The organism is Streptomyces sp. NPDC102437 (genome assembly GCF_044765565.1).
GTDB lineage: Bacteria > Actinomycetota > Actinomycetes > Streptomycetales > Streptomycetaceae > Streptomyces.
In genome coordinates this window covers 244,943-270,791 of sequence record NZ_JBIWKI010000004.1, presented here as the reverse complement: position 1 = coordinate 270,791, position 25,849 = coordinate 244,943, and the positions used below count along the sequence as shown (strand labels likewise).

Genomic DNA, 25,849 nt, shown 5'->3' with positions numbered 1-25,849 from the left:
CCATCCAAGAGCCGCTTATGGTTGAAGGGTGATCGAAGCCCGTCATCTCCGTGTCCTGCGTGCCGTGGCCGCCACCGGCTCGTTCTCCGCCGCCGCCCGCGAACTGGGCTGCACCCAGCCCGCGGTCAGCCAGCAGATGAAGGCCCTGGAGGCATCGGCGGGCACCACGCTGCTGATCCGTACCGGACGGGAGATGAGGCTCACCCAGGCCGGTGAGGCCCTCGTCCGGCACGCCTCGGGCATCCTCGCCGGTCTCACCGCCGCCGAGGAGGAGGTCGCCGCCATCGCCGGGCTGCGGGCCGGCCGGGTCCGGCTCGTCTCGTTCCCCAGCGGCAGCTCCACCCTGGTCCCCGGGGCCCTCGCCGCGCTGCGCGCCGCCCACCCCGGCACCCGGGTCTCGCTGGTGGAGGCCGAGCCGCCGCGCTCGGTCGAGATGCTGCGCGAGGGCGACTGCGACATCGCGCTGGCGTTCCGCTACGGAGCCTCCGGCGCCGAATGGGACGACCTGGTGGTGCGCCCGCTGCTCACCGACCGGCTGATCGGCCTGGTCCCGGAGGGGCACCGGCTGTCGCGTTCCGCCACGGTGGGGATCGCCGAGCTCGCCGAGGAGTCCTGGATCGCGGGCTGTCCGCGCTGCCGCCGCCAACTCGTGGAGGTCTGCGAGGCCTCGGGCTTCACCCCCCGGATCGACTTCGCCACCGACGACTACCCGGCGGTGGTCGGCCTGGTCGGCGCCGGACTCGGGGTCGCCGTACTGCCGGAGCTGGCGATCGAGTCCGTACGCCCCAAGGGTGCGTGCACCGTGACGGTGGAGCCGGCCATCGAGCGCGAGATCGTCGCGCTGACCCTGCCCGACCTGGCCCAGGTCCCGGCGGTGGCCGCCACCCTGGACCGGCTGTCCCTGGCGGCCGCCCGCTGAGGGGCCTGCCTGTACCCCGGTCGCCAGTCGGTGGCCGGGTGCTCGGCCCCTCCGGGGCCTGTCCGGCGGACCAGGGTCGGAAGAACCCCGCCGCAGAAACGTTTTTCTTGTTCTTGTTAGGGCCTGACGGGATCAGTCGTGCCCCGGGGCGCCCGACGGCGCCGCGGCCGTGATCAGCCGGCTGCGGGCCCGTCCCATGAGCTCCTCGCGTTCGTCCTCGGTGAGCCCGCCCCACACTCCGTAGGGTTCTCGCACCGCCAGGGCGTGCGCCGCGCACTCGGCGCGTACCGGGCATCGCATGCAGACCTCTTTCGCCGAGTTCTCGCGGGCGCTCCGTGCCGCCCCGCGTTCACCCTCCGGGTGGAAGAACAGTGAGCTGTCCACCCCGCGGCAGGCCGCCAGCAGCTGCCAGTCCCAGAGATCGGCGTTGGGTCCGGGAAGGCGGGAGAAATCTGCCATTGCTTGTCCCCTCGAAACCTTGCTGAGTCGGAAACGTCGTTGTCGTCCGTCATCGACCGTGCCCACGACCGTACATCTGCTGTGTAAGTAGATGTAAATATGACTGATTGCGAATCTATCCACAGACACCAGCAAAAGGGAAGAAAACCCGCTAAATGGGGCATACCTTCATCTGAAGTTTCGGTTGACGATCGGATGATCCGCGTCGTTCTCCTCCGTGTGCGGCCCCTCACGTAGAGTGCCGAACTCGGTGTCTCGGCCCGTAACTCTTTCGAGTGACCGTCGTTGAGAGGGCGGAGGCGGTTGACGGAAAAAGCGATCGGGCAGGTGTCCGAGAGTGTCAACCGCACAGGTGACGACTTGTAACAGCCTGGAGGCTCAAGGTGACGCGCATCGGCTTCGGAGGACGGTCATGACATCCGTCCTCGTCTGCGACGACTCCCCGCTTGCCCGAGAAGCGCTTCGTCGCGCGGTCGCGACCGTGCCCGGCGTGGAGCGGGTGACGACGGCGGCCAACGGCGAGGAAGTCCTCCGCCGCTGGGGCGCCGACCGTTCGGATCTGATTCTGATGGACGTACGCATGCCCGGTCTCGGAGGTGTGGAGACGGTCCGGCGGCTGCTCTCCGCCGACCCCGGAGCCAGGATCATCATGCTGACCGTCGCCGAGGACCTGGACGGTGTCGCGCTCGCGGTCGCCGCCGGTGCCCGCGGCTACCTCCACAAGGACGCCTCCCGCGCGGAGCTGCGCGCCACCGTCACCCAGGCGCTGGCCGATCCGACGTGGCGGCTCGCCCCGCGCCGGCTGCGGTCGGCCGAGATGGGTGCGGCGCCGACGCTCACCGCACGTGAGATCCAGGTGCTCGAAGGAATGAGCCACGGCCGTTCGAACGCCGAGATCGGCCGTGAGCTGTTCCTCTCCGAGGACACGGTGAAGACGCACGCCAGGCGTCTGTTCAAGAAGCTCGGCGCCTCGGACCGGGCGCATGCCGTGGCGCTCGGCTTCCGCTGGGGCCTGGTCCGCTGAGGTCCGGCCATGGCCGGCAGTCGATCGGTTCCCCGCCCGCGCAGCGGCGGGCGGGGTGACGTGACCGACGTGCGCGGGACGGGTTCCGCCCGACCGGTGGAGCCCGTCGCGCCGACGCTATGTGACGCTTCCCGGCCGATGCCGCATCCTTGAGATGTGGAGTTCCTCGGGAACGATTCGGTCGAGCGGAAGGGGAGGGCGCAGGACATGACTTCCGGCGCACCCGCTCATAACGCTTCGGTGCACAACTACGGACGCGGCGGCACGGATGACTCGGCTCCGGGGCACCATGGTCCGATGCGCGACGACGAGACGACGGCGATCGGTGCCCTGGTGCACCGTGCCGTCGAGGGCGACGCGCAGGCCACCCATGATCTGCTGGCCCATGTCCACCCACTCGCGCTGCGCTACTGCAGGTCGCGGCTGAACCGGCTGCCCGGTGATGCTCGCCACTTCGTGGAGGACCTGGCGCAGGAGGTCTGCGTCGCGGTGCTGATGGCGCTGCCGCGCTACAAGGACACCGGCAGGCCCTTCGAGGCCTTCGTGTTCGCCATCGCGGGCCACAAGGTCGCCGATCTCCAGCGCGCCGCCATGCGGCACCCGGGGTCGACGGCCGTGCCGTCCGACGAGATGCCCGAGCGGCCGGACGATTCGCTCGGGCCCGAGGAGCGGGCCCTGCTCAGCAGCGATGCCGCCTGGGCGAAGAAGCTCCTGGCCAACCTCCCGGAGAACCAGCGCGAGCTGCTGGTCCTGCGGGTCGCCGTCGGGCTCACCGCCGAGGAGACCGGGCAGATGCTGGGCATGTCGCCGGGCGCGGTCCGGGTCGCCCAGCACCGGGCCCTGAGCAGGCTGCGGGCGCTCGCGGAGCAGTGAGCTGACGCGGTCGGTGCCGTCCGCGAGGGTCCGTACGAAACTACAGAACCTCCAGGTGATCTTGCTCGTGGAATGAGACACCCCCGGAGGCCGTTAGCATGGACATCCGCACCGATCAAGGCCATTTGGGGAAGGTGTCATGACTGCAAACGTCGACGGAGTGCCCGAGAAATTCGCGACGCTCGGGCTGACATACGACGACGTGCTGCTGCTGCCCGGCGCATCCGAGGTGCTGCCGAACGCGGTCGACATCTCGTCCCGTATCTCCCGCAATGTACGCGTGAACATCCCGCTGCTCTCCGCGGCGATGGACAAGGTCACCGAGTCCCGCATGGCCATCGCCATGGCACGGCAGGGCGGCGTCGGTGTCCTGCACCGCAACCTGTCGATCGAGGACCAGGTCAACCAGGTCGACCTCGTGAAGCGCTCCGAGTCCGGCATGGTGACCGACCCGATCACCGTGCACCCGGACGCGACGCTGGCCGAGGCCGACGCGCTGTGTGCCAAGTTCCGCATCAGCGGCGTCCCGGTGACCGACCCGGCGGGCAAGCTGCTCGGCATCGTCACCAACCGCGACATGGCGTTCGAGTCCGACCGCAGCCGCCAGGTGCGCGAGGTCATGACGCCGATGCCGCTCGTGACCGGCAAGGTCGGCATCTCCGGCGTCGACGCCATGGAGCTGCTGCGCCGCCACAAGATCGAGAAGCTTCCGCTGGTCGACGACGCGGGCGTCCTCAAGGGCCTCATCACGGTCAAGGACTTCGTGAAGGCCGAGCAGTACCCGAACGCGGCGAAGGACGCCGAGGGCCGGCTCCTCGTCGGCGCGGCGGTCGGCGCGAGCCCCGAGGCCCTGGAGCGCGCTCAGGCGCTGGCCGGCGCGGGCGTGGACTTCCTCATCGTCGACACCTCGCACGGCCACAACAGCAACGCGCTGAACTGGATGGCGAAGATCAAGTCCAGCGTCGGCGTCGACGTCATCGGCGGCAACGTCGCGACGCGTGACGGCGCGCAGGCCCTGATCGACGCCGGTGTCGACGGCGTCAAGGTCGGCGTGGGCCCCGGCTCCATCTGCACCACGCGCGTGGTCGCCGGTATCGGCGTCCCGCAGGTCACCGCGATCTACGAGGCCGCTCTCGCCGCACGCGCGGCCGGCGTCCCGGTCATCGGGGACGGCGGTCTGCAGTACTCCGGCGACATCGGCAAGGCGCTCGCAGCCGGTGCCGACACCGTCATGCTGGGCAGCCTCCTCGCGGGCTGCGAGGAGTCTCCCGGCGAGCTCCTCTTCATCAACGGCAAGCAGTTCAAGTCGTACCGCGGCATGGGTTCCCTCGGGGCGATGCAGTCCCGTGGACAGGGGCGCTCGTACTCCAAGGACCGCTACTTCCAGGCCGACGTGGCCTCGGACGACAAGCTCGTCCCCGAGGGCATCGAGGGCCAGGTGCCCTACCGAGGCCCGCTGGCCAACGTGCTGCACCAGCTCGTCGGCGGCCTCCGCCAGACGATGGGCTACGTGGGCGCCGCCTCCATCGACGAGATGGAGACCAAGGGCCGCTTCGTCCGCATCACGTCCGCGGGGCTCAAGGAGAGCCACCCGCACGACATCCAGATGACGGTCGAGGCGCCGAACTACAGCCGCAACAAGTAGTCGCCGACAGTGCCAGGGGCGGCCCCGGGACTGCCGGGGCCGCCCCTGGCGCGTATGTCGGGGATACTGGAAGGCGCTGAAACGCAGAGGGAAAGGCCACACACGTGACTGAGATCGAGATCGGGCGCGGCAAGCGCGGCCGCCGGGCGTACGCATTCGACGACATCGCCGTCGTTCCGAGCCGCCGTACCCGCGACCCGAAGGAGGTCTCGATCGCCTGGCAGATCGACGCCTACCGTTTCGAGCTGCCGTTCCTGGCCGCTCCCATGGACTCCGTGGTCTCCCCGCAGACCGCGATCCGCATCGGTGAGCTCGGCGGCCTCGGCGTCCTCAACCTCGAGGGCCTGTGGACCCGGCACGCCGACCCGCAGCCGCTGCTCGACGAGATCGCCGAGATGCCCGTCGAGTCGGCGACCCGCCGCCTCCAGGAGATCTACTCCGCGCCTATTCAGGAGGAGCTGATCGGGCAGCGCATCAAGGAGGTGCGCGACTCCGGTGTCGTCACCGCCGCAGCGCTCTCCCCGCAGCGCACCGCGCAGTTCTCCAAGGCCGTCGTCGACGCGGGCGTGGACATCTTCGTCATCCGCGGTACGACGGTCTCCGCCGAGCACGTCTCGGGTGCCGCCGAGCCGCTCAACCTCAAGCAGTTCATCTACGAGCTGGACGTCCCGGTGATCGTCGGCGGCTGCGCCACGTACACCGCCGCCCTGCACCTGATGCGTACCGGTGCGGCCGGTGTCCTCGTCGGCTTCGGCGGCGGCGCGGCGCACACCACGCGCAACGTCTTCGGCATCCAGGTCCCGATGGCGACCGCGGTCGCCGATGTGGCCGGCGCCCGCCGTGACTACATGGACGAGTCCGGCGGCCGGTACGTGCACGTGATCGCGGACGGCGGCGTCGGCTGGTCGGGCGACCTGCCGAAGGCCATCGCCTGCGGTGCGGACGCCGTGATGATGGGCTCCCCGCTGGCCCGTGCGACGGACGCGCCGGGCCGCGGCCGGCACTGGGGCATGGAGGCCGTCCACGAGGACGTGCCGCGCGGCAAGCTGGTGGACCTGGGCTCGGTCGGCACCACCGAGGAGGTCCTGACCGGTCCTTCGCACACCCCCGACGGCTCGATGAACATCTTCGGCGCGCTGCGCCGGGCGATGGCGACGACGGGGTACAGCGACCTCAAGGAGTTCCAGCGCGTCGAGGTCACGGTGGCGGACTCGCAGCACCGCCGCTGATTGGTCCCGGCATGACGGGAGGGCCCGGACCGCTGCTGCGGTCCGGGCCCTCCCGTATGTGTCCGCGATTATCCGGCGGCCTTCTTGGCGCCGGAGAACGCGGCGACCGCCGCGACGGCGAAGAAGAGGTACGAGATGAAGTTCGAGTCGGCCTTCCACAACTCGTTCAGCGCGCCGAAGTGGTCGAAGAACAGCTCGGAGACGGTGACCGGGAGCTCCTTGGCCGCGATCATCGCCTCGCCGAGCAGCTGGCCGAAGTAGACGGCGACCAGCGAGAGCAGGGCGCTGACGACCGGCAGCGCGGGGTTGCGGCCGCCGACCTTGCCCGACGCGAAGCCGACGACGAAGCCGACACCCACGGCCGCGTAGCCGATCTCGTGCTTGGTGGCGCCGATGATGGCGCCGTAGACGGCCGCGGCGACGACGGCCGCGACGACGGCGGCGGCCAGCCCGAGGCCGATGTTGTTGCGTACCGGGACCGGCGGGGTGAACGGCGCGCCGCCGAACGGGGCGCCCGGCTGCTGGCCCGCGAACGGGTTGCCGCCGGGCTGGGCACCGGGCTGCTGGCCCGCGAACGGATTACCGCCGGGCTGGGCGTCGTGTGGCTGGTTCGGCGGCGGCACGGGCTGGCTCATGTTGATATCCCCCCTGGGACGGAAGCGCACGACTGTGCGAGAAGTGACGCCGCAGGCTAGCAGCAGCCTGTGACATCTCCTACCGAAATCCGGGGGAGATGTTTAAAGCCGGTGTGCGGCCCCCGCCGGGGTCGCTCCCCGGGTGTCCAGGAGGAGCTGGGCCTTCACGGCGAGGCCCTGGAGGTCGTACGTCCGGTGGTGCTGGAGCAGCACCGTGAGGTCGGCGCTGGACGCCGCCTCGTACAGCGAGTCGGCGCGCGGGACCGGGCGCTCGCGTACGCGCCAGTCCAGGACGTGCGGGTCGTGGTAGCCGATCTGGGCACCCATGTCCATCAGCCGGGTCGCGATCTCCCGGGCGGGGGAGCCCTCCTGGTCGGCGAGGTCGGGCTTGTAGGTGACGCCGAGCAGCAGTACCCGGGCGCCGCGGACGGACTTGCCGTGTTCGTTCAGCAGGGTGGCGCAGCGCTGGATCACGTACTGCGGCATGCGGCCGTTGATCTCCTGGGCGAGCGAGACCATCCGCAGGGGGTGGCCGGGGGTGCGGCTGTTGTACGGCAGGTAGCCCGGGTCGACGGGTGCGCCGTGGCCGCCGACGCCGGGGCCGGGGCGGAACGGCTGGAAGCCGAAGGGCTTGGTCTCGGCGCAGCGGATGACGTCCCACAGGTCGACGCCGAGGTCGTGGCAGAGCACCGCCATCTCGTTGACCAGGGCGATGTTGACGTGCCGGAAGTTGGTCTCCAGGACCTTGGTCATCTCGGCCTCGCGCGGTCCGCGCGCCCGGACGACCTTGTCGGTGAGCCGGCCGTAGAAGGCGGCGGCGGATTCGGTGCAGGCTGGGGTGAGGCCGCCGATGACCTTGGGGGTGTTGGCGTAGACGTGGGTCCGGTTGCCTGGGTCGAGGCGGCTGGGGGAGCAGGCCAGGTGGAAGTCGCGGCCGGCGCGCAGCCCCGAGCCCTCTTCGAGCAGCGGCAGCAGGTAGTTCTCGGTGGTGCCGGGCGGTACGGCCGATTCGAGCAGCACGGTGGTGTGCGGGCGCAGTTGGGCGGCGAGTGCGCGGGCGGCGTCGCCGACGGCGGTGAGGTCGATGGTGCGGTCGGCGCCGAGGGGGGCGGGCGCGCAGATCACCGCGGTACGGACCCGGCCCAGTTCGGCCGGGCTGGTGGTCGGCCGGAAGCCCCCCGAGAGCATCCGGCGGATCTCCGAGGCGGTGAGCGATCCCTCGACGGGGGTGCGGCCCGCGGAGAGTTCCGTGCAGGCGCTCGGGTCGGTGTCGTAGCCGACGGTCTGCACGCCCGCGGCCACGGCGGCCTGGGCGAGTGGCAGGCCGAGGTGGCCGAGTCCGATGACTGCGAGGTCTGCGGGCATGTGGATGGGCCGTCCTTCCCGTCGGACTATGACCATGAGGGCTGAAAGCGCAACCGCTGTGGACAGCGCAATGTCACACTAGGCTTATATATGACCTATATGTCGCATTGTGAGCTTCTGTCGTCCCGGTGTTGTCCACAGGCGGTGGCCGAAGTCGTGGGCGCCGGACAGAATCGAGAGGTGGGCGCGGGCCGCCCCGGCCGACGTGCCGGTCGTGTCCCGTGCCGGACCACCCCGATCTACCCGGGAGGCAGCAGTGAGGACAGCGACACTGGGACCTGCGGAGCGCGCCGAGGCGCTGGCCGCGATGGCCGAGCGCGAACTGGACGTGCTGGTGGTGGGAGCGGGCGTGGTCGGCGCCGGCACGGCGCTGGACGCGGCGACGAGAGGGCTCTCGACCGGGCTGGTCGAGGCCCGCGACTGGGCGTCGGGCACATCGAGCAGGTCGAGCAAGCTGATCCATGGCGGGCTGCGGTATCTGGAGATGCTCGACTTCGCGCTCGTCCGCGAGGCGCTGAAGGAGCGCGGGCTGCTCCTGGAGCGGCTGGCCCCGCACCTGGTGAAGCCGGTGCCGTTCCTCTACCCGTTGCAGCACAAGGGCTGGGAGCGGTTCTACGCCGGTTCCGGCGTCGCGCTCTACGACGCGATGTCGGTGTCGTCGGGCCACGGCCGGGGCCTGCCCGTGCACCGCCATCTCTCCCGCCGCCACGCCCTGCGCGTCGCCCCGGCGCTGAGGAAGGACGCCCTGGTCGGGGCGTTGCAGTACTACGACGCACAGATGGACGACGCCCGCTATGTGGCGACCCTGGTGCGCACGGCCGCCGGTTACGGCGCGCACGTGGCCAACCGTGCTCGGGTGGTCGGCTTCCTCCGGGAGGGCGAGCGGGTCGTCGGCGCCCGGGTGGAGGACGTCGAGGCGGGCGGTGAGTACGAGGTCAGGGCCAAGCAGGTGGTCAACGCGACGGGGGTCTGGACGGACGACACCCAGGCGCTGATAGGGGAGCGCGGACAGTTCCACGTCCGGGCGTCCAAGGGCATTCATCTGGTTGTCCCCAAGGACCGCATCCACTCCTCGACCGGCCTGATCCTTCGGACCGAGAAGTCCGTCCTCTTCGTCATCCCGTGGGGGCGGCACTGGATCATCGGGACCACGGACACCGACTGGGACCTGGACAAGGCGCACCCGGCGGCGTCCAGCGCCGACATCGACTACCTGCTCGAACACGTCAATTCGGTCCTGGCCACGCCCCTGAGCCGGGACGACGTCCAGGGCGTGTACGCCGGGCTGCGGCCGCTGCTGGCCGGAGAGTCCGACGCGACCAGCAAGCTCTCGCGCGAGCACACGGTGGCGCATCCGCTGCCGGGCCTCGTGGTGGTGGCGGGCGGCAAGTACACGACGTACCGGGTGATGGCCAAGGACGCCGTGGACGAGGCGGTGCACGGACTGGACCAGCGGGTGGCGGCCTGCGTCACCGAGGAGATCCCGCTGCTGGGGGCGGAGGGATACCCGGCGATGTGGAACGCCAGGGCGAGGATCGCGGCCCGGTCCGGCCTCCATGTCGCCCGGGTGGAGCATCTGCTCAACCGGTACGGCTCGGCGACCGAGCAGATCCTCGAACTGATCCTCGCCGATCCGGTGCTGGGGGAGCCGCTGCCCTCGGCCGACGACTACCTGAAGGCCGAGATCGTCTACGCCGCCTCGCACGAGGGGGCCCGCCACCTCGACGACGTACTGACCCGCCGTACCCGGATCTCCATAGAGACCTTCGACCGGGGCACGCGCAGCGCCCGGCTCTGCGCGGAACTGATGGCCCCGGTGCTGGGCTGGGACGAGGGCCAGATGGACCGGGAGGTCGAGCACTACGAGAAGCGGGTGCAGGCGGAACGCGAGTCGCAGCGCCAGCCGGACGACCTCACGGCGGACGCGGCACGCCTCGGGGCGCCGGACATCGTGCCCATCTAGGAACTCTGGGGATTCTCCGGCCGGTCGCAGAACTCCGCTTCGAGCAGTGCGGGTTCGAGGGTCCGTGCGTCGGCCAGCGTGTCCGTGTCGATGCGGTACGTCAGGGTGTGCAGCCCGTCGCGCGTCGCGGCGGTACGGACGTAACTGCCCGCTATGTGGCCGTTGTGCCCCCAGACGGTGGTGCCGCAGGAGAGCTTCTGCGGATAGATGCCCAGTCCGTAGACGCCGTGCGTGGCCCGGGTGTTCAGCAGGATCGCCAACTGGGCGGGCGCGAGGAGACGGCCGCCCAGCAGGGCCGAGTAGAAGCGGTTCAGATCGTCGAGCGTGGAGATCAGCTCGCCGGCCGCGCCCGCCGTGCGGGGGTCCAGCGCGGTGACGTCGCGCAGACCGCCGTCGGCCGGATCGCGGGTGTAGGCGCGGCCGTGCGGGGAGGGCAGGGCGGTACGGTCGCCGGGAAGGGAGGTGCCCGTGAGGTGGAGGGGGGCGATGAGGCGGTCGCGGATCTCGGTGGCGTAGCTGTGTCCGGTGACCCGTTGAACGACGAGTCCGAGTACGGCGTAATTGGTGTTGGAGTATGCGTAGCGGCCGGGGGCGCTCGTCGGGCGGTGGGTCAGGGCGACGCGGACCGCCGCGACGGCCGTGAGGGGGTGGGCGGATGGATCGGCGGTGTAGTCGTGGAGGCCGCTGGTGTGGCTGAGCAGGGCGCGCAGGGTGATGCGGCGGCCGTCGTTTCCGTTGCCGCGCACCAGCCCCGGCAGCAGCCGCTCGACCGTGTCCGTCAGCTGGAGCCGTCGTTCCCGGGCGAGTTGGAGCACGACCGTGGCGACGAAGGTCTTGGTGATGCTGCCCGCCCGGAACCGGTCCGCCCGCCGGATTGCGGGGCCTGTCGACCGATAGGTGTCGTACGGTGCGGTGGAGGCGCGACGGGCCAGCAGCGCCGCCGTGGGAGCACCGCCCTCGGCGACGAGCCGGGGAAGGTAGGCGGCCGCGGGCGTGAGGTGTGGTTCGCTGGGCAGGGGCACCGTTCCCAGGCCGAGCAGCACCAGCAGCAACGGGGCGGCGAGCAGTGCCCTGGGTATCGGCATGGCGGGGATTCCCTTCCTCGGGGCACATCATGGCGGGCCTGCGGACCCGGCACCATGACCCGTGCCGGGGTGAGGGACAATGAACGCTCTGCCAGGGCGGGTTGATCGCAGAGGGGACGCATGTCGGAGGCGGAACAGGCACGGGAGCCCCAACGGGACAAGGACGGACGTCTCCTTGCGGGGCGCTACCGGCTCGGGGAGGTGCTCGGCCGGGGCGGTATGGGCACGGTCTGGCGTGCCGTCGACGAGACGCTGGGCCGCACGGTCGCGGTCAAGGAACTGCGGTTCCCCACGGCCATCGACGAGGACGAGAAGCGCCGGCTCATCACGCGCACGCTGCGTGAGGCGAAGGCGATCGCCAGGATCCGCAACAACGGCGCGGTGACGGTCTACGACGTGGTCGACGAGGACGACCGGCCGTGGATCGTGATGGAGCTCATCGAGGGCAAGTCCCTCGCCGAAGCCGTGCGCGAGGACGGTGTCCTGACGCCGAAGCGCGCCGCCGAGGTCGGCCTCGCCATCCTCGACGTGCTGCGCTCGGCGCACCGCGAGGGCATCCTGCACCGCGATGTGAAGCCGTCCAACGTGCTGATCGCCGAGGACGGCCGGGTCGTGCTGACCGACTTCGGTATCGCCCAGGTCGAGGGCGACCCGTCGGTCACCTCCACGGGCATGCTCGTCGGCGCCCCCTCGTACATCTCGCCCGAGCGCGCCCGTGGCCACAAGCCGGGGCCGCCCGCCGACCTCTGGTCGCTCGGCGGACTGCTGTACGCCAGCGTCGAGGGCTCCCCGCCGTACGACAAGGGGTCGGCCATCGCCACCCTGACCGCGGTGATGACCGAGCCGCTCGACCCGCCGAAGAACGCCGGTCCGCTGGAGGAGGTCATCTACGGCCTGCTCGCCAAGGACCCCGAGCAGCGGCTCGACGACGCGGGCGCCCGTGCCCTGCTCAACGATGTGATCCACGCCCCCGAGAAGCCGGACCCGGTGGTGGTGCCGCCCGCCGACGCCACCCAGGTCATGGCACTGCCCGGGAAGACCGACGAGCCCCGCACCAAGGCGACGGCGAAGGCCGCGGAACAGGGCGAGGGCGCGCGGGACCGGCTGCGGGGCGCCCTGCGCTCCGTACGGAGCGCGAAGGCGGCACCGGCTGCCGCGGCGGCGACCACCACACCGCCTCCGCCCTCGGCACCCCCGTCGGTCTCTCCCTCGTCCGCCGGCGCGGGCACCCCCGCCAAGCCCGCGACCACCCCGGCCTCGGCGGCCGTACCACCGCCGCGCCCGGCCACGTCCACGGCCGTCCCGCCCCGGGCGTCCATCACGGACGTGGTGCCGCGCCGCACCCTGGCGATCATCGCGGCCGTGATCGTGCTCGCCGTGCTCGGCACGGTCCTCGCGCTCACGCTCGGCGGGGACGACAAGAACAACGCGGGCAACGAAGGCGGCAAGGACGACAAGTCCACCTCCGCCGGGCCCTCGGCGTCGACCGGCGGCTCCCCGGAGACCGACAGCGGCACTGGCAGCGGCAAGGGCCAGGGCAACGGCCAGGACCAGGACCAGAACGGCAACCAGGGCCAGGGCGAGGACAAGGGCAAGGGCAGCGGGAAGGGCGACAAGCCGGGCGATGCGCTGCCCGCCGGATTCCGGATGGTCACGAACAAGAAGTTCCACTTCCAGATGGCCATGCCCGAGGACTTCCGCTTCTACAAGACGGCGGGCGAGAACTCCGGCGGCATCTACAACGTCAGCGGCGGCTTCCCCCGTATCCAGGTCGACTACACCGATTCGCCCGGCAGCAACGCGGCCGCGGCCTGGAACGCCGCGAAGGCCGCCGTCGCGGCCAGCAGTAACGGCTACAGCCATCTCGGCATAAAAAACGTCCAGTACAACGGCTACCCGACCGTCGCCGACTGGCAGTTCGAGCGCACCCAGAACGGCCAGCGGGTCCATGTGATCAACCGGGGCTTCAAGGTCGACGGCAAGCACGGCTACGCGATCATGATCAGCTGCAAGGCCGACGAGTGGGACAGCAAGGAGTGCCGGACGCTGCGCAAGACCGCGTTCGACACGTTCAAGCCCATCGACTGAACATCCAGGCTCCGGGCGGCATTCTTCGGTCCCACCGGCTGATCCCGTGGGCGGAAGGGGGCGGGATGCGCCGACCCGGCCGCGTGTCCGGCACTTGCCACGTATCGTGAGAGCCTGAAGACCGTAGGCAGCTGGAACGATGGGTCAATTGCGCGGTGAGTGAACGCAATTGATGGATTGAATGCGGCTTTCGTGGCCGGGGGGACAGCGCGCTCTGGGGAGGCGTCGTGGACGACTACGCGGGTCGGGTACTTGCCGACCGCTACCGCCTTCCGCTGCCTCCGCACGATGAGTACGAAACGGTCGAGACCCGGGCGTTCGACACCTACAGCGGGCAGGAAGTCCTGGTCCGGCAGGTGCCGTTGCCCGAGGTGGTGGACGCCGAGGTGCTCGACGCCGGGGATCCGGACCCGTGGGCCCGGCAGACCGCCGGGGCCGTGCGCGTTCCCGCCGACCCGGTGGTCCGGCGCGCCGTGGAGGCGGCGCAGGCGGCGGCCCAGGTTCCCGACCACCCCAGGCTCGACCAGGTCTTCGACGTGTTCGCCGAAGAGGGTTCGCTCTGGATCGTGAGCGAACTCGTCGCGGCCCGCCCGCTCGCCTCGCTCCTCGCGGAACGGCCGCTCAACCCCTTCCGGGCCGCCGAGATCGGCTCCGACGTGCTGACCGCGCTGCGCGTGCTGCACGCCCACGGCTGGACCCACCGGAACATCACCGTCCGCACGGTGCTGATCTGCGACGACGGCCGGGTCGTGCTGACCGGCCTCGCGGCCGGGGCGGCGGAGGAGGCGCTCTGCGGGTACGTGACGACACCGCAGCCCGACGAGGACGAGGGCGAGAGCCAGGGCGGCTACGGGGGCCGGGGCGGTTACGGGCACGACGACGGCTACGGATACGAGGACGGGTTCGCCCGCCCGGCACTCGGTACGGGCTCCGCGAGCGCCTTCGCGCCGCCCCCGCCCGCCATGCCGCCCCTGCCCGCCCCTGCGGCCGGGGTGCCGGCCTCACGCGGTCCGGCGGCGATCGAGACGGGCCGGGGGGCCGACGCGCCCCACGGAGATGACGACCCGTACGCGGACGACGACCCGTACGACGGGCCGTACGACGAAGGCGACGACGGCGACGACGATCCCGACGCCCCCCGTGGCGGCGGCCCGGGAGACGCCGCACAGCTGCGGGCCGAGCGCGCCGGGGCGGTCGCCGCCTACCGCGAGGGCGCCCGCGCCGCCGCACGCGTCAACGAGGACCGGCGGCGCGCCGGTGCGGGCGACGCGGAGGACACCGGAAGCCTGCCGGTCCAGCGTTCCGCACGGCCGGAGGACGCGTACCTGCCCGCCCCGGACGACGAAACCCACGAGACCGGCGGCCACGACCACGGCCACGACAGCGACGACGGCCACGACAGCGACGACGGCCGGCCGCCCGCGCGGCGGTTGCATCTCACCGGTTCCTGGAGCGACGGCCCCGGTTCCGGCCGCCCCGTCCCCGCCGGGGGCTCGGGCGAGGACGCCCTGCGCGCCGACGCCCGGCGCCATGGCGACTCCCCGGCGCTGCCCGCGCACCGCACGGGACGGCAGCAGCAGCCGGGCCGCTGGGACGAGGCGTCCGCGAGCGACCGTACGGACTCCGTCTACCGGGGTCCGGCCACCCCGCTCGCCGCCGAGCGCGCCCGGCAGACCAGGATCGCCGTGGTCGGCGCGGTCACCGAGCGCTGGGCGCCCGAGCAGGCCGGCCCCGTCCACGAGAACTGGCGGCTGGCACCGCCGATCGGGCCCGCCACCGACCTCTGGGCGCTGGGCGCGCTGCTCTACCGCGCCGTCCAGGGCCACGCCCCCTACCCGGAGGAGAACGCGGCCGAGCTCGTCCAGATGGTGTGCGGGGAGCCGCCCGCCTTCGCCGAGGAGTGCGGTCCGCTGCGCCCCGTCGTCGAGTCCCTGCTGCGCCAGGACCCCACCGAACGGCCGGACTTCGAGGAGCTGAGCGGCTGGCTGCGCTCCCTCGTGCGGTCGGCGCCCGAGCCCGAGGCCGGCCTGGACGTCGTACCCCTGCCGTCCGCCGACACGGCCCGGCTCCCCGTCGTACGCCGCCGGGGCGAGCTGGTCCGCAGGCGACGCGGCCGGAGCGCGGCCCACGGCCGTCACCGCCACACCAAGGACAAGCCCGGCCGACAGGACCGACAGGACCATCAGGACCGACAGGACCATCAGGACCGGCACGGCCATCACGACCGGCAGGCCGGGCTGGACATGCCCAGGGCCGAGCGAGCCCCCCGGGCGCCGCGTGAGCCCAAGGGCCCCAAGGCGCTGCGCACCCCGCCCCGCCCCCACGAGGGCGAGGGCCGGGCGCCGCGGCGGCTCGGGCGGCTGCTCCTGGTGCTGATCCTGCTCGCCCTCGCCGCGGCCATCGCGTACGCCGTGATGTTCATGCCCAAGTCGGACGGAGAACCGGGCGGCGGCTCCTCGGGCCCGGCCTCCTCGGTATCCGGTTCGCCGGATCCCGGCACGGGGGAGTCCGGCGGTCAGGAGTCCTCCGGTTCGCCCGGCGCCCAGCAGCCGCAGACCAGCCGCTCCGCCGTCGCGCTCGCCCCCGGCTACACCCTGCGCAAGGACAAGGAGGGCTTCGAGGTCGGTGTGCTCAAGGGCTGGCAGCGCAGCCCCGCCAACGCGGACCGTCAGATCCGCTACGGCAGCGACGGCTTCAGCCTGCTGATCGTCCCGGGCCGCGACACCGTCAAGGCCAACGGCGACGACCCGCTGGCGTACCAGGCGGGCAAGGAGCTGGAGTTGCAGCCGTTCCGCGACTCCAGCTGGTCGGGGTCGAGCGGGCTGCGCCGGATCGACGTCGGGCGACAGGCCATGGCGGAGGGCCAGTTCACCTGGCAGGACGCCTCGGGGCGCGAGGTGTACGCCCGCAACCTCGTGATGATCGTCGAGGGCCGCTACCACGTCATTCAGGTCATCGGCCCGGAGAACCGGCGCGACAAGGTGTCCGACATCTACGAACAGGCCATCGCCTCCTACCGCGTGACCCGCTGAATCCTCTCCGTGCAACTCCCGGGCGGGGGAGGGAGCGACAAGCATCACAGTGCGGTCTCGTGGGCGGTGCGAGGTTCCGTGGCCGTGCGTCCGCTCCGTAATCTGGCAGCCGAGGAACGGGGCGGGGATACGTGGATCGATCACAGGGCACGGACGCGGGACTGGTGCTGGCCGGAAGGTACCGGCTGGGCGAGGTCCTCGGGCGCGGCGGCATGGGCAAGGTCTGGCGGGCCCACGACGAGGTGTTGCACCGCACGGTCGCGGTCAAGGAGTTGACCGCCGGCCAGTACGTCGCGGAGGCCGACCGGATCGTGCTGCACGCCCGCACGCAGAAGGAGGCCCGCGCGGCCGCCCGGATCACGCACCCGGGCGTGGTCACCGTGCACGACGTGATCGAGTACGACAACCGGCCCTGGATCGTCATGCAGTACGTCGACGGCCCGTCCCTCGCCGACGCGGCCAAGGAGTCCGGTGAGATCGAGCCGCGCGAGGCAGCCAGGATCGGCCTCCATGTGCTGAGCGCCCTGCGCGCCGCGCACGGGGCGGGGGTCCTGCACCGTGACGTGAAGCCGGGCAACGTGCTCCTCGCCAAGGACGGCCAGGTGCTGCTCACCGACTTCGGGATCGCCGCCATCGAGGGCGACTCGACCATCACCCGGACCGGTGAGCTGGTCGGCTCCATCGACTACCTGGCACCCGAACGGGTACGCGGCGCCGACCCGGGACCGGCCTCCGACCTGTGGTCGCTCGGCGCCACGCTCTACACCGCGGTCGAGGGCCGCTCGCCGTTCCGCCGTACGTCCCCGATCTCCACCATGCAGGCCGTCGTCGCCGACGAGCCCCCGCCGCCCGGCCGGGCGGGCCCGCTGGCCCCCGTGATCACCGCGCTGCTCCGCAAGGAGCCGGACGAGCGTCCGTCGGCCGCGGAGACGGAGCGGATGCTGCTGGAGGCCATGGAGGGCCGCAAGCCCGTGGCCGCGCAGGCGTTCGTACCGACGCAGAGCGTCCCCGACGAGGTCCTGCGCTCCCTGAGCCAGGACGGCCCGTCCGGCCCGCCCGCCCCCGGCACCACCCGGCTGCCCCACCCCACCACTGCCGCACCGGCCCCGACGACCCGGCGCGGCCGCGGCCGCTGGCGCACCGCGGCCCTGGTCATCGCGGCGGCGGCGCTGGTCGGCGGCGGCGCGGGACTGGCCGCGATGAAGTACGGCGACCGGACGGAGGACAACACCGGGCGCGGCGGCACGGGCACGCACGCGCCCGTCGACCCAGGGAAGCCCGGTGCCGACACCGACACCAAGGCCCCGCCGCCGGACGAGCCCGACGTACGGGTGAAGGACGTGCCCGACGGCTGGAAGCGGGTGGAGGACCCCGAGGGCTTCAGCCTGACCGTGCCCGAGGGCTGGGAGCGCCGGGCGGACGGCAACCAGATCGACTACACCCCGGACAACGGCGTGCACTACATCCGGATCAGCATCGACCCGGCGCCCGACTTCGACAACCCGTACATGCACATGCTGAGCCTGGAGACGCAGCTCTCCACGCGGCTCCCCGGCTACGAGCGCAAGACCCTGCACTCCAACACCTACCGGGACCGTCCGGGTTCGCTCTGGGAGTTCACCTGGACCGAGACCAAGGACCATCCGGGCCCGCGCCACGCCATCGACCAGATGTACTTCGGCGAGGAGGGTGGCCCGGAGTACGCGCTGTACATGACGGGCCCGGCGGACGACTGGGACACGACCCGGGCACAGTTCGACACGATGCTGCGCGGCTGGCGCGCGCCGGGCAGCTCCGGCTGAGGCCCACCGACCCCTTCCCTGGAGGAAGGGCTCCTGATCAGGGGCTTTGTTGCCAGTGATCGCTGGCTTGTTTGTGGGGACTGTGAAAACCCGTTACCCACGGGTACCCAAAGTGTGCGGCTGGACGTACTCTCGCCCTCATGACGGACTCGCAGGCCTCCACATCCACCTCCGCAGCCCCGGTCGGCACCAACCCGGTGGCCGCCGCGCCCGCGGGCGTACGCACCGCCGCCGATGTGGTGACTCCCGAGGTGATCGCCCAGCTGACCCGGGGTGTGGCCGGTTCGGGCCGTACGGCCAACCACACCCCCTTCACCGGGGAGAAGCTTGCCGACCTGCCGGAGTCCACCCCCGAGGACGTGGCCGGCGCCTTCGAGCGGGCCCGTGCCGCCCAGCCCGCCTGGGCCGCGACGCCCGTCCGCGCCAGGGCCGCCGTACTGCTCCGCTTCCACGACCTGGTGCTCAGCCGCCAGGCCGAGGTGCTCGATCTCATCCAGCTGGAGACCGGCAAGGCCCGGCTGCACGCCCATGAGGAGGTGCAGGCCGTCGCCGTCGCGGCCCGCCACTACGGGCGCAGGGCCGGCTCGTACCTGAAGCCGAAGCGGCACACCGGGGTCGTACCGACCCTCACCAAGGTCACCGAGCTGCGCCAGCCGCGCGGCGTCATCGGGCAGATCGCGCCGTGGAACTACCCGCTCGAGCTGTCCGTCGGCGACGCGCTGCCCGCGTTCGTCTCCGGCAACGCCGTCGTGATGAAACCCGACACGGAGACCGCGCTGACCGCGCTGTGGGCCCGTGACCTGCTGATCGAGGCCGGACTGCCCGCCGAGGTCTTCCAGGTCGTCCTCGGCGAGGGCCCCGTCGTCGGCCCCGAGGTCGTCAAGCACGCCGACTACGTCTCGTTCACCGGCTCCACCCGCACCGGCCGCGAGGTCGCGCAGGGCGCGGCGGCCCGGCTCGTCGGCGTCTCGCTGGAGCTCGGCGGCAAGAACGCCATGCTGGTCCTCAAGGACGCCGACGTGGAGAAGGCCGCCGCAGGCGCCGTCCGCGCCTGCTTCTCCTCCGCCGGCCAGCTCTGCATCTCCATCGAGCGGCTGTACGTCCACGAGTCGATCGCCGACGACTTCGTGGCCCGCTTCGCCGCCCGTACGAAGGCCATGCGGCTCGGCAATTCCCTCGCCTACGGCGCGGACATGGGTTCCTTGGTCGGCGAGCGCCAGCTGGAGACCGTCACCCGGCACGTCGCGGAGGCTGTCGAGAAGGGCGCCAAGCTCGTCGCGGGCGGCGTCGCCCGCCCCGACATCGGCCCGCTGTTCTACGAGCCGACCATCCTCGACGGCGTCGAGGCACCGATGGCCGTGTGCAGCGAGGAGACCTTCGGCCCGGTCGTCTCCATCTACCGCTTCACCGACGAGGACGAGGTCGTCGCCCTCGCCAACGCCACCCCCTACGGCCTGAACTCCAGTGTCTGGACCAAGGACTCCAGGCGCGGCCACCAGATCGCCGCCCGGCTGCGCACCGGCACCGTCAACATCAACGAGGGGTACGCCCCCGCGTACGGCAGCGTGCAGTCCCCGATGGGCGGCATGAAGGAATCCGGCCTCGGCCGACGGCACGGCTCCGAGGGCATCCTCAAGTACACCGAGGCGCAGACCGTCGCCCAGCAGCGGCTGATGCCGCTCGCCCCGGCCTTCGGCATGGACGACGAGAAGTACGCGGCGTTCATGAGCGTCAGCCTCAAGGCGATGAAGGCGTTCCGCCTGCGCTGAACACCGGTGGTACCGCAGCACTTTCCGCCCGTTTCGCACCGAGGAGAGCCATGGCCCAGGACAGCCCTGCCCAGAATCGGCCCGTCGGCCCGGAAACGGCTGACGACGACGCCGCGTACGACTACGACGTGCTCGTCGTCGGCTCGGGCTTCGGCGGTGCGGTGTCGGCGCTGCGGCTGACCGAGAAGGGCTACCGGGTCGGGGTCCTGGAGGCGGGCCGCCGCTTCACCCGGGCCGAACTGCCCAAGAACTCCTGGGACCTGAAGAACTTCCTGTGGGCCCCGACGCTCGGCCTGTACGGCATCCAGCGCATCCACCTGCTGGGCAACGTCATGGTGCTGGCCGGAGCGGGCGTCGGCGGTGGTTCGCTGAACTACGCCAACACCCTGTACGAGCCGCTCGCGCCGTTCTTCGAGGACCCGCAGTGGAAGGACATCACCGACTGGCGCGAGGAGCTGGGCCCGTACTACGACCAGGCCAAGCGGATGCTGGGGGTCCGGCTCAACCCGACCATGACCCCGTCGGACGTCCACCTGAAGGCCACCGCGCAGGCCATGGGCATCGGCGACACGTTCCACATGGCGCCGGTGGGCGTCTTCTTCGGGGACGGCGAGGACGGTGACGGCACGGCGAAGGCCCGGCCGGGCGGCGAGGTCGCCGACCCGTTCTTCGGCGGGGCGGGGCCCTCCCGCAAGGCCTGCACCGAGTGCGGCGAATGCATGACCGGCTGTCGGCACGGCGCGAAGAACACCCTCAACGAGAACTACCTCCACCTCGCGCAGCAGGCCGGCGCGGTCGTCCACCCTATGACCTCGGTCGTCGCGGTCACCGAGAACTCCACGGGCGGCTACGCGGTCAAGACCCTCCCCACCGACAACCGGAAGAAGGGCAAGGGCCGCACGTTCACCGCCCGCAGGGTCGTCGTCGCCGCGGGCACGTACGGCACCCAGACACTGCTGCACCGGATGAAGGACACCGGCCTGCTGCCCCGGATCTCGCCCAGGCTCGGCGAGCTGACCCGCACCAACTCCGAGGGCCTGGTCGGTTCACAGACCAGCGACCGGCGCTACCGCAAGAAGCACGGGACCGCGCGGGCCGACTTCACCCGCGGTGTCGCCATCACCTCCTCGATCCACCCGGACGAGAACACGCACATCGAGCCGGTCCGCTACGGCAAGGGCTCCAACTCGATGGGCGCGCTGACCGTCCTCCAGGTGCCGTACGGCGCGCACCGGGTGCGCAGGTGGCTGCTGGAACTGGTCAAGCACCCCACGCTCGCCGCCCGGTCGCTCTCCAACCGCCGCTGGTCGGAGCGGACCATCATCGGGCTCGTCATGCAGTCGCTCGACAACTCCCTGACGACGTACCGCAAGCCGGGCGGCGTGGGGAAGGGCCTGCTCACCGCCCGGCAGGGGCACGGCGCGCCCAACCCGACCCAGATCGAGACGGCGACGCGCAGCGCCAGGCTGCTCGCCGAGGAGATCAACGGATTCGCGGGTTCGAACGTGGGCGAGCTGATGGGCACCCCGCTCACCGCACACTTCCTCGGCGGCTGCCCCATCGGCGCCTCCGTCGAGGACGGGGTGATCGACCCGTACCACCGGCTCTACGGACACCCCGGCATCTCGGTCGTCGACGGCTCGGCGGTCTCCGCGAACCTCGGCGTCAACCCGTCGCTCACCATCACCGCGCAGGCCGAGCGCGCGATGTCCTTCTGGCCCAACAAGGGCGAGGCGGACCCGCGTCCGGCGCAGGGCGAGGAGTACGAGCGGCTGACCGCGGTCGAGCCGCGGTCACCGGCGGTGCCCGAGGACGCGTTCGGCGCGCTGAAGCTGCCGTTTCTCGGGCTGCCGGCCGTCCCGCCGAAGAAGAAGCCGTAGCAGGACGGACAGGCCGCGGCCGAGAGTGCGGGCCCGGGCAGCAGAAAGGGGCTGCACCCCCCTCCGAGTGCAGCCCCTCACGCTCACGGTGAGCGGACGCGTCACACGCCGGCGTCACCGTTCCTGCGGCGCCGCACGATGAACATCGCGCCCGCGCCGAGCACCACGGCCGCGCCGCCCGCGGTGGCGAACACCGGCAGCGCGGAGGACGAACCGGTCTCCGCGAGGCTGCCGGACACCTTGCCCGCCGTGTTGCCGGCCGGCTTCGTGACCGGGACCGGGGCACTGCCACCGGTCTGCGGCACCGAGCCGCCCCCGCCGGACTTCACGATCTTGAACTTGTACGCGACGTCGCTGACGCCCATGCAGTCCTTGTCGCCCACGTACAGACCGGCACCGAGCGTGAAACCGGCGCCGACGGGGGCGGTCTGCTTCACGTTGATGCGCAGCGGGATGTCGACCTCGTAGCCCGCGGGGATCTCGTCGGACTGGCCCACGTAACCGACCGCGCGACCGTCCTCGCTGAGCTCCTCCCACTTACCGGTCTCCTGGTCCAGGGCCTGGAGGCTGACCTGCTTCGAGCGGAAGAGGTCGTTGCCCGCCTTGTCGGAGGAGGCGCCCGCGAAGTAGTCGATCTCCTTCACGGCGGACTTCGAGGAGTTGTAGACGTTCATCTTGAACTTGTGCCAGCCGCTGCCCCGGACGATCTGTCCCGGCAGGCCGGTGATGGAGATGTCCAGGTCGGACTTGGCGCACTCCGTCGGCTCCTCCGGGTCCTCGGACTCCGACGGGGCGGCGGAGGCGGACGACGAGGCGCTCGCCGAATCGCTCGGGGTCGCGCCGACGGCCTCGTCCGGGTCCGGGGCGGAGCCCTCGGCGGACTCCGACTCCTCGCCGGGACCGGGCTCGCCGGGCTCCTCGGCGGGGGCCTCGGCGGAGGTGGATTCGGAGGCGGACGGGGCCGGCTCGGTCGCCGGGGAATCGGAGTCGCTGGGCGAGGGCGAGACGGTGGTCTCGGCGGCAGCGCTGCCGTCCGTGGTCTCGGCGAACGCGGTGGTGGAGGCCAGGAGCGTGGCCGGTGCGATGACTGCCGTGGCGGCGGCGAGCGCCAGGGCTCGGCGAAGCTTCATGGTGACCTCAGAAGTCCGGCGTACCGCGATGAGCGATACGGGTATCGGGACGGGCCCGCCGTGCGGCAGCACGAGCGGGGCCGGTGGTTCCGCATGGTTGACCCGTGGTCCGCGGCAATGGTTGTCCAGACACTCACAGAACCTTTATGTGACGCCCCTCACGTCCCGGGGCCACGCCTGACGTGGGCGGGTACGGGAAAGGGCCCCGCGGACCGGGATTCGGCCGGCGGCGCCCTCGTATGCCGGGTCCTCGTACGTCGGGTGCCAGGACACGGCCCGCATCGCGCAGACGGTTCGACCGCATATCGAGCAGCAGACGGTTCGACTGCTGCTCAAGCAGGCAGGCCGACCGCCTCTCGAACGGAAACGGCCGGCCCCGGGCGTCCCCGGAGCCGGCCGTTTCCTGGGGTGACCGGGCTGCTGTCCCCTGCCGACCGGTCACGCACGCTGGAGCGCGGTCCCACGGCGTACCTGCGGTACGCCACACGCACCAGCGGAGCCACGCGTGGTTTCTTTCCAGAGCCGCCCCTGGCTGGCACGGACACCGGGACCAACGAAGCCGCGCCGGACCCGGTCACGCGCCGTACGGGTGAGAGTCGGCCCGAACTGGGATACGCCGGAGTACCCCCGGTCCGCGGGGTGTCACGCCCGGCCGCGGCAGAGCTCCAGCAGCGTCATGGCGAGGGAGGTGCCGGGCCTGCCGAGCGCGTCCCGGTACGAGCCCAGGACCTCCATCTCGCGGGCGAGGTTGATCCGGCGGCCGCCCGAGGTGATCCGGGCCTCCTGGATGACCGCCGAGACGGCCATCCGTTCCTGGACGAGCCCGATGATCCGGTCGTCGAGGGTGTCGATCCGGGTCCGCGCGTCATCGATCAGCGCGGCGGCCTCCTCGGTGCCCGCGCCGGTCTTCTCGACGGCGGTCTTCGTGGCGGTGCTCTTCGCGGTGCTCTGCGCGGGGGCGGTGCTGGTCATGGTGGTGACTCCTCGTGGGGTGTGGTCCCCGAGGCCGGCCGGTCCGTAACGCCAAGGCGCCCCGGGCCTTTCGGCCCGGGGCGCCTGGAACGTTGCTTGTCGGTGGGATCAAGCAGCACGACCATGGCAGCCGGCGGGCCGGATGCCATAGGTAAAGACGAAGGTCGTGTGCTGAAGCATGGAACCAGTATGGCCCGGTCGCCGTGGGCGGACCAACACGGCGCCCGGATGCTGAGACGCCGGGTCCGGGAAGCGATGACCCCGCACCTGAGCACGAGCGGGACGACAGCGGACTCCGCAACCCCGGTAGAATCGACAAAACAGACCCCGCTTTTCGCCCCCCTTCACCGCCGGAAGGCCGCCCGTGCCAGCAGCACCCCCCGCCGCCCCCGACACCACCACCGACGTGGTTCTGGTTGTCGACTTCGGCGCGCAGTACGCCCAGCTCATCGCCCGACGCGTCCGTGAGGCCCGGGTCTACAGCGAGATCGTCCCGTCCACCATGCCGGTGGCCGAGATGCTGGCCAAGAACCCCCGGGCGATCATCCTGTCCGGCGGCCCCTCCTCGGTGTACGCCGAGGGCGCGCCGTCCCTCGACCGTGCGCTGTTCGAGGCCGGCGTCCCGGTCTTCGGCATGTGCTACGGCTTCCAGCTGATGGCGACCACGCTCGGCGGCACCGTCGACGACAACGGTGCCCGTGAGTACGGCCGTACCCCGCTCACCGTCTCCAAGACCGGCTCCACGCTCTTCGAGGGCACGCCCGCAGAGCAGTCGGTCTGGATGTCGCACGGCGACGCCTGCTCCGCCGCCCCCGAGGGCTTCACCGTCACCGCGTCCACCGACGTCGTACCGGTCGCCGCCTTCGAGAACGACGAGAAGAAGCTCTACGGCGTCCAGTACCACCCCGAGGTCCTGCACTCCACGCACGGCCAGCAGGTCCTGGAGCACTTCCTCTACCGGGGCGCCGGCATCGAGCCGACCTGGACCACGACCAATGTGGTCGAGGAGCAGATCGCGCTGATCCGCGAGCAGGTCGGCACCAAGCGCGCCATCTGCGGCCTGTCCGGCGGGGTGGACTCGGCGGTCGCCGCGGCCCTCGTGCAGAAGGCCATCGGCTCCCAGCTGACCTGCGTGTATGTCGACCACGGCCTGATGCGCAAGGGCGAGAGCGAGCAGGTCGAGAAGGACTTCGTGGCCTCCACCGGAGTCCAGCTGAAGGTCGTCGACGCCGAGGAGCGCTTCCTGACCGCGCTGGCCGGGGTCTCCGACCCCGAGCAGAAGCGGAAGATCATCGGCCGCGAGTTCATCCGGGTCTTCGAGCAGGCCCAGGCCGAGATCGTCGCCGAGGGCGCCGCCGACGGCGAGGAAGTCGCCTTCCTCGTCCAGGGCACCCTCTACCCGGACGTCGTCGAGTCCGGCGGCGGCACCGGCACCGCCAACATCAAGTCGCACCACAACGTGGGCGGCCTCCCCGAGGACATCGAGTTCTCGCTCGTCGAGCCGCTGCGCCAGCTGTTCAAGGACGAGGTCCGCATGGTCGGCCAGGAGCTCGGCCTGCCCGACGAGATCGTCCAGCGCCAGCCGTTCCCCGGCCCCGGCCTCGGCATCCGGATCGTCGGCGAGGTCACCAAGGAGCGGCTCGACCTGCTCCGCGAGGCCGACGCCATCGCCCGTGAGGAGCTGACCGCGGCCGGCCTGGACCGCGACATCTGGCAGTGCCCGGTGGTCCTGCTCGCCGACGTCCGCTCGGTCGGCGTCCAGGGCGACGGCCGCACCTACGGCCACCCGATCGTCCTGCGCCCGGTCTCCTCCGAGGACGCGATGACGGCCGACTGGTCGCGCCTGCCCTACGAGACCCTCGCCCGGATCTCGACCCGCATCACCAACGAGGTGGCCGACGTCAACCGCGTCGTGCTCGACGTGACGAGCAAGCCGCCGGGCACCATCGAGTGGGAGTGACCCCTCCCGCCAGGTCAAT

Annotated in this window: 18 protein-coding genes; 12 read left to right on the top strand and 6 right to left on the bottom strand. The window is 71.5% G+C overall.

The window, feature by feature from the left end; all coding sequences use genetic code 11:
• Nucleotides 1–28 precede the first annotated feature (28 nt).
• On the top strand, nt 29–919 hold the full coding sequence (locus ACIRJP_RS07905; RefSeq protein WP_404169589.1) for a LysR family transcriptional regulator: 891 nt from the start codon (nt 29–31) through the stop codon (nt 917–919).
• Between the two features lie 132 nt (nt 920–1,051).
• Here ACIRJP_RS07905 and ACIRJP_RS07900 read toward each other — a convergent pair whose 3' ends face one another.
• Nucleotides 1,052–1,378, bottom strand: a complete 327-nt coding sequence (locus ACIRJP_RS07900; RefSeq protein ID WP_404169586.1) for a WhiB family transcriptional regulator — start codon at nt 1,376–1,378, stop codon at nt 1,052–1,054.
• Nucleotides 1,379–1,790: 412 nt separating this feature from the next.
• Between ACIRJP_RS07900 and ACIRJP_RS07895 the strand changes: the two genes are divergently transcribed.
• The 4 genes from ACIRJP_RS07895 to ACIRJP_RS07880 all read left to right on the top strand — a co-directional run bounded on the left by ACIRJP_RS07895 (nt 1,791) and on the right by ACIRJP_RS07880 (nt 6,149).
• A complete protein-coding gene (locus ACIRJP_RS07895) occupies nt 1,791–2,402 on the top strand; it encodes a response regulator transcription factor (protein ID WP_003948568.1) in 612 nt (203 codons plus the stop codon).
• 297 nt (nt 2,403–2,699) lie between these two features.
• Complete coding sequence (locus ACIRJP_RS07890; RefSeq protein WP_351255630.1) at nt 2,700–3,275, top strand: sigma-70 family RNA polymerase sigma factor; 576 nt, start codon at nt 2,700–2,702, stop codon at nt 3,273–3,275.
• Between the two features lie 139 nt (nt 3,276–3,414).
• Nucleotides 3,415–4,920 (top strand): IMP dehydrogenase, encoded by a 1,506-nt coding sequence (guaB, locus tag ACIRJP_RS07885; protein WP_404169583.1) that lies wholly within the window; start codon nt 3,415–3,417, stop codon nt 4,918–4,920.
• Nucleotides 4,921–5,024: 104 nt separating this feature from the next.
• Complete coding sequence (locus ACIRJP_RS07880) at nt 5,025–6,149, top strand: GuaB3 family IMP dehydrogenase-related protein (protein ID WP_072486665.1); 1,125 nt, start codon at nt 5,025–5,027, stop codon at nt 6,147–6,149.
• 68 nt (nt 6,150–6,217) lie between these two features.
• Here the strand turns inward: ACIRJP_RS07880 and ACIRJP_RS07875 are convergent, their stop codons facing one another.
• Complete coding sequence (locus ACIRJP_RS07875; protein ID WP_404169580.1) at nt 6,218–6,784, bottom strand: hypothetical protein; 567 nt, start codon at nt 6,782–6,784, stop codon at nt 6,218–6,220.
• Between the two features lie 102 nt (nt 6,785–6,886).
• A complete protein-coding gene (locus ACIRJP_RS07870; RefSeq protein WP_404169577.1) occupies nt 6,887–8,149 on the bottom strand; it encodes a nucleotide sugar dehydrogenase in 1,263 nt (420 codons plus the stop codon).
• Between the two features lie 256 nt (nt 8,150–8,405).
• Between ACIRJP_RS07870 and ACIRJP_RS07865 the strand changes: the two genes are divergently transcribed.
• Nucleotides 8,406–10,112, top strand: coding sequence for a glycerol-3-phosphate dehydrogenase/oxidase (locus ACIRJP_RS07865; RefSeq protein ID WP_404169574.1), 1,707 nt, complete (start codon nt 8,406–8,408; stop codon nt 10,110–10,112).
• On the opposite strand, the gene ACIRJP_RS07860 is transcribed toward ACIRJP_RS07865, so the two are convergent.
• Nucleotides 10,109–11,197, bottom strand: a complete 1,089-nt coding sequence (locus ACIRJP_RS07860) for a serine hydrolase domain-containing protein (protein WP_404169571.1) — start codon at nt 11,195–11,197, stop codon at nt 10,109–10,111. The two genes, ACIRJP_RS07865 and ACIRJP_RS07860, sit on opposite strands and share 4 nt — an antisense overlap.
• A gap of 120 nt (nt 11,198–11,317) precedes the next feature.
• Between ACIRJP_RS07860 and ACIRJP_RS07855 the strand changes: the two genes are divergently transcribed.
• From ACIRJP_RS07855 to ACIRJP_RS07835, 5 genes are all read left to right on the top strand, one after another.
• Nucleotides 11,318–13,285: a protein kinase gene (locus tag ACIRJP_RS07855; RefSeq protein ID WP_404169568.1), complete on the top strand. Its 1,968-nt coding sequence runs from the start codon at nt 11,318–11,320 to the stop codon at nt 13,283–13,285.
• A gap of 227 nt (nt 13,286–13,512) precedes the next feature.
• Complete coding sequence (locus ACIRJP_RS07850) at nt 13,513–16,317, top strand: protein kinase (RefSeq protein ID WP_404169565.1); 2,805 nt, start codon at nt 13,513–13,515, stop codon at nt 16,315–16,317.
• Between the two features lie 131 nt (nt 16,318–16,448).
• Nucleotides 16,449–18,119: a serine/threonine-protein kinase gene (locus ACIRJP_RS07845; RefSeq protein WP_404169562.1), complete on the top strand. Its 1,671-nt coding sequence runs from the start codon at nt 16,449–16,451 to the stop codon at nt 18,117–18,119.
• Nucleotides 18,120–18,259: 140 nt separating this feature from the next.
• Nucleotides 18,260–19,888, top strand: coding sequence for a succinic semialdehyde dehydrogenase (locus ACIRJP_RS07840; protein ID WP_404169559.1), 1,629 nt, complete (start codon nt 18,260–18,262; stop codon nt 19,886–19,888).
• 50 nt (nt 19,889–19,938) lie between these two features.
• Nucleotides 19,939–21,768: a GMC oxidoreductase gene (locus ACIRJP_RS07835; RefSeq protein ID WP_404169556.1), complete on the top strand. Its 1,830-nt coding sequence runs from the start codon at nt 19,939–19,941 to the stop codon at nt 21,766–21,768.
• Nucleotides 21,769–21,869: 101 nt separating this feature from the next.
• Here the strand turns inward: ACIRJP_RS07835 and ACIRJP_RS07830 are convergent, their stop codons facing one another.
• Nucleotides 21,870–22,898 (bottom strand): LAETG motif-containing sortase-dependent surface protein, encoded by a 1,029-nt coding sequence (locus ACIRJP_RS07830; protein ID WP_404169553.1) that lies wholly within the window; start codon nt 22,896–22,898, stop codon nt 21,870–21,872.
• Between the two features lie 642 nt (nt 22,899–23,540).
• Nucleotides 23,541–23,870 (bottom strand): chorismate mutase, encoded by a 330-nt coding sequence (locus tag ACIRJP_RS07825; RefSeq protein ID WP_404169550.1) that lies wholly within the window; start codon nt 23,868–23,870, stop codon nt 23,541–23,543.
• A gap of 364 nt (nt 23,871–24,234) precedes the next feature.
• Between ACIRJP_RS07825 and guaA the strand changes: the two genes are divergently transcribed.
• The gene (gene guaA, locus ACIRJP_RS07820; protein WP_404169547.1) at nt 24,235–25,830 is read left to right on the top strand and encodes a glutamine-hydrolyzing GMP synthase; all 1,596 of its coding nucleotides are present in this window, start codon (nt 24,235–24,237) and stop codon (nt 25,828–25,830) included.
• The last annotated feature ends 19 nt before the right edge of the window (nt 25,831–25,849 follow it).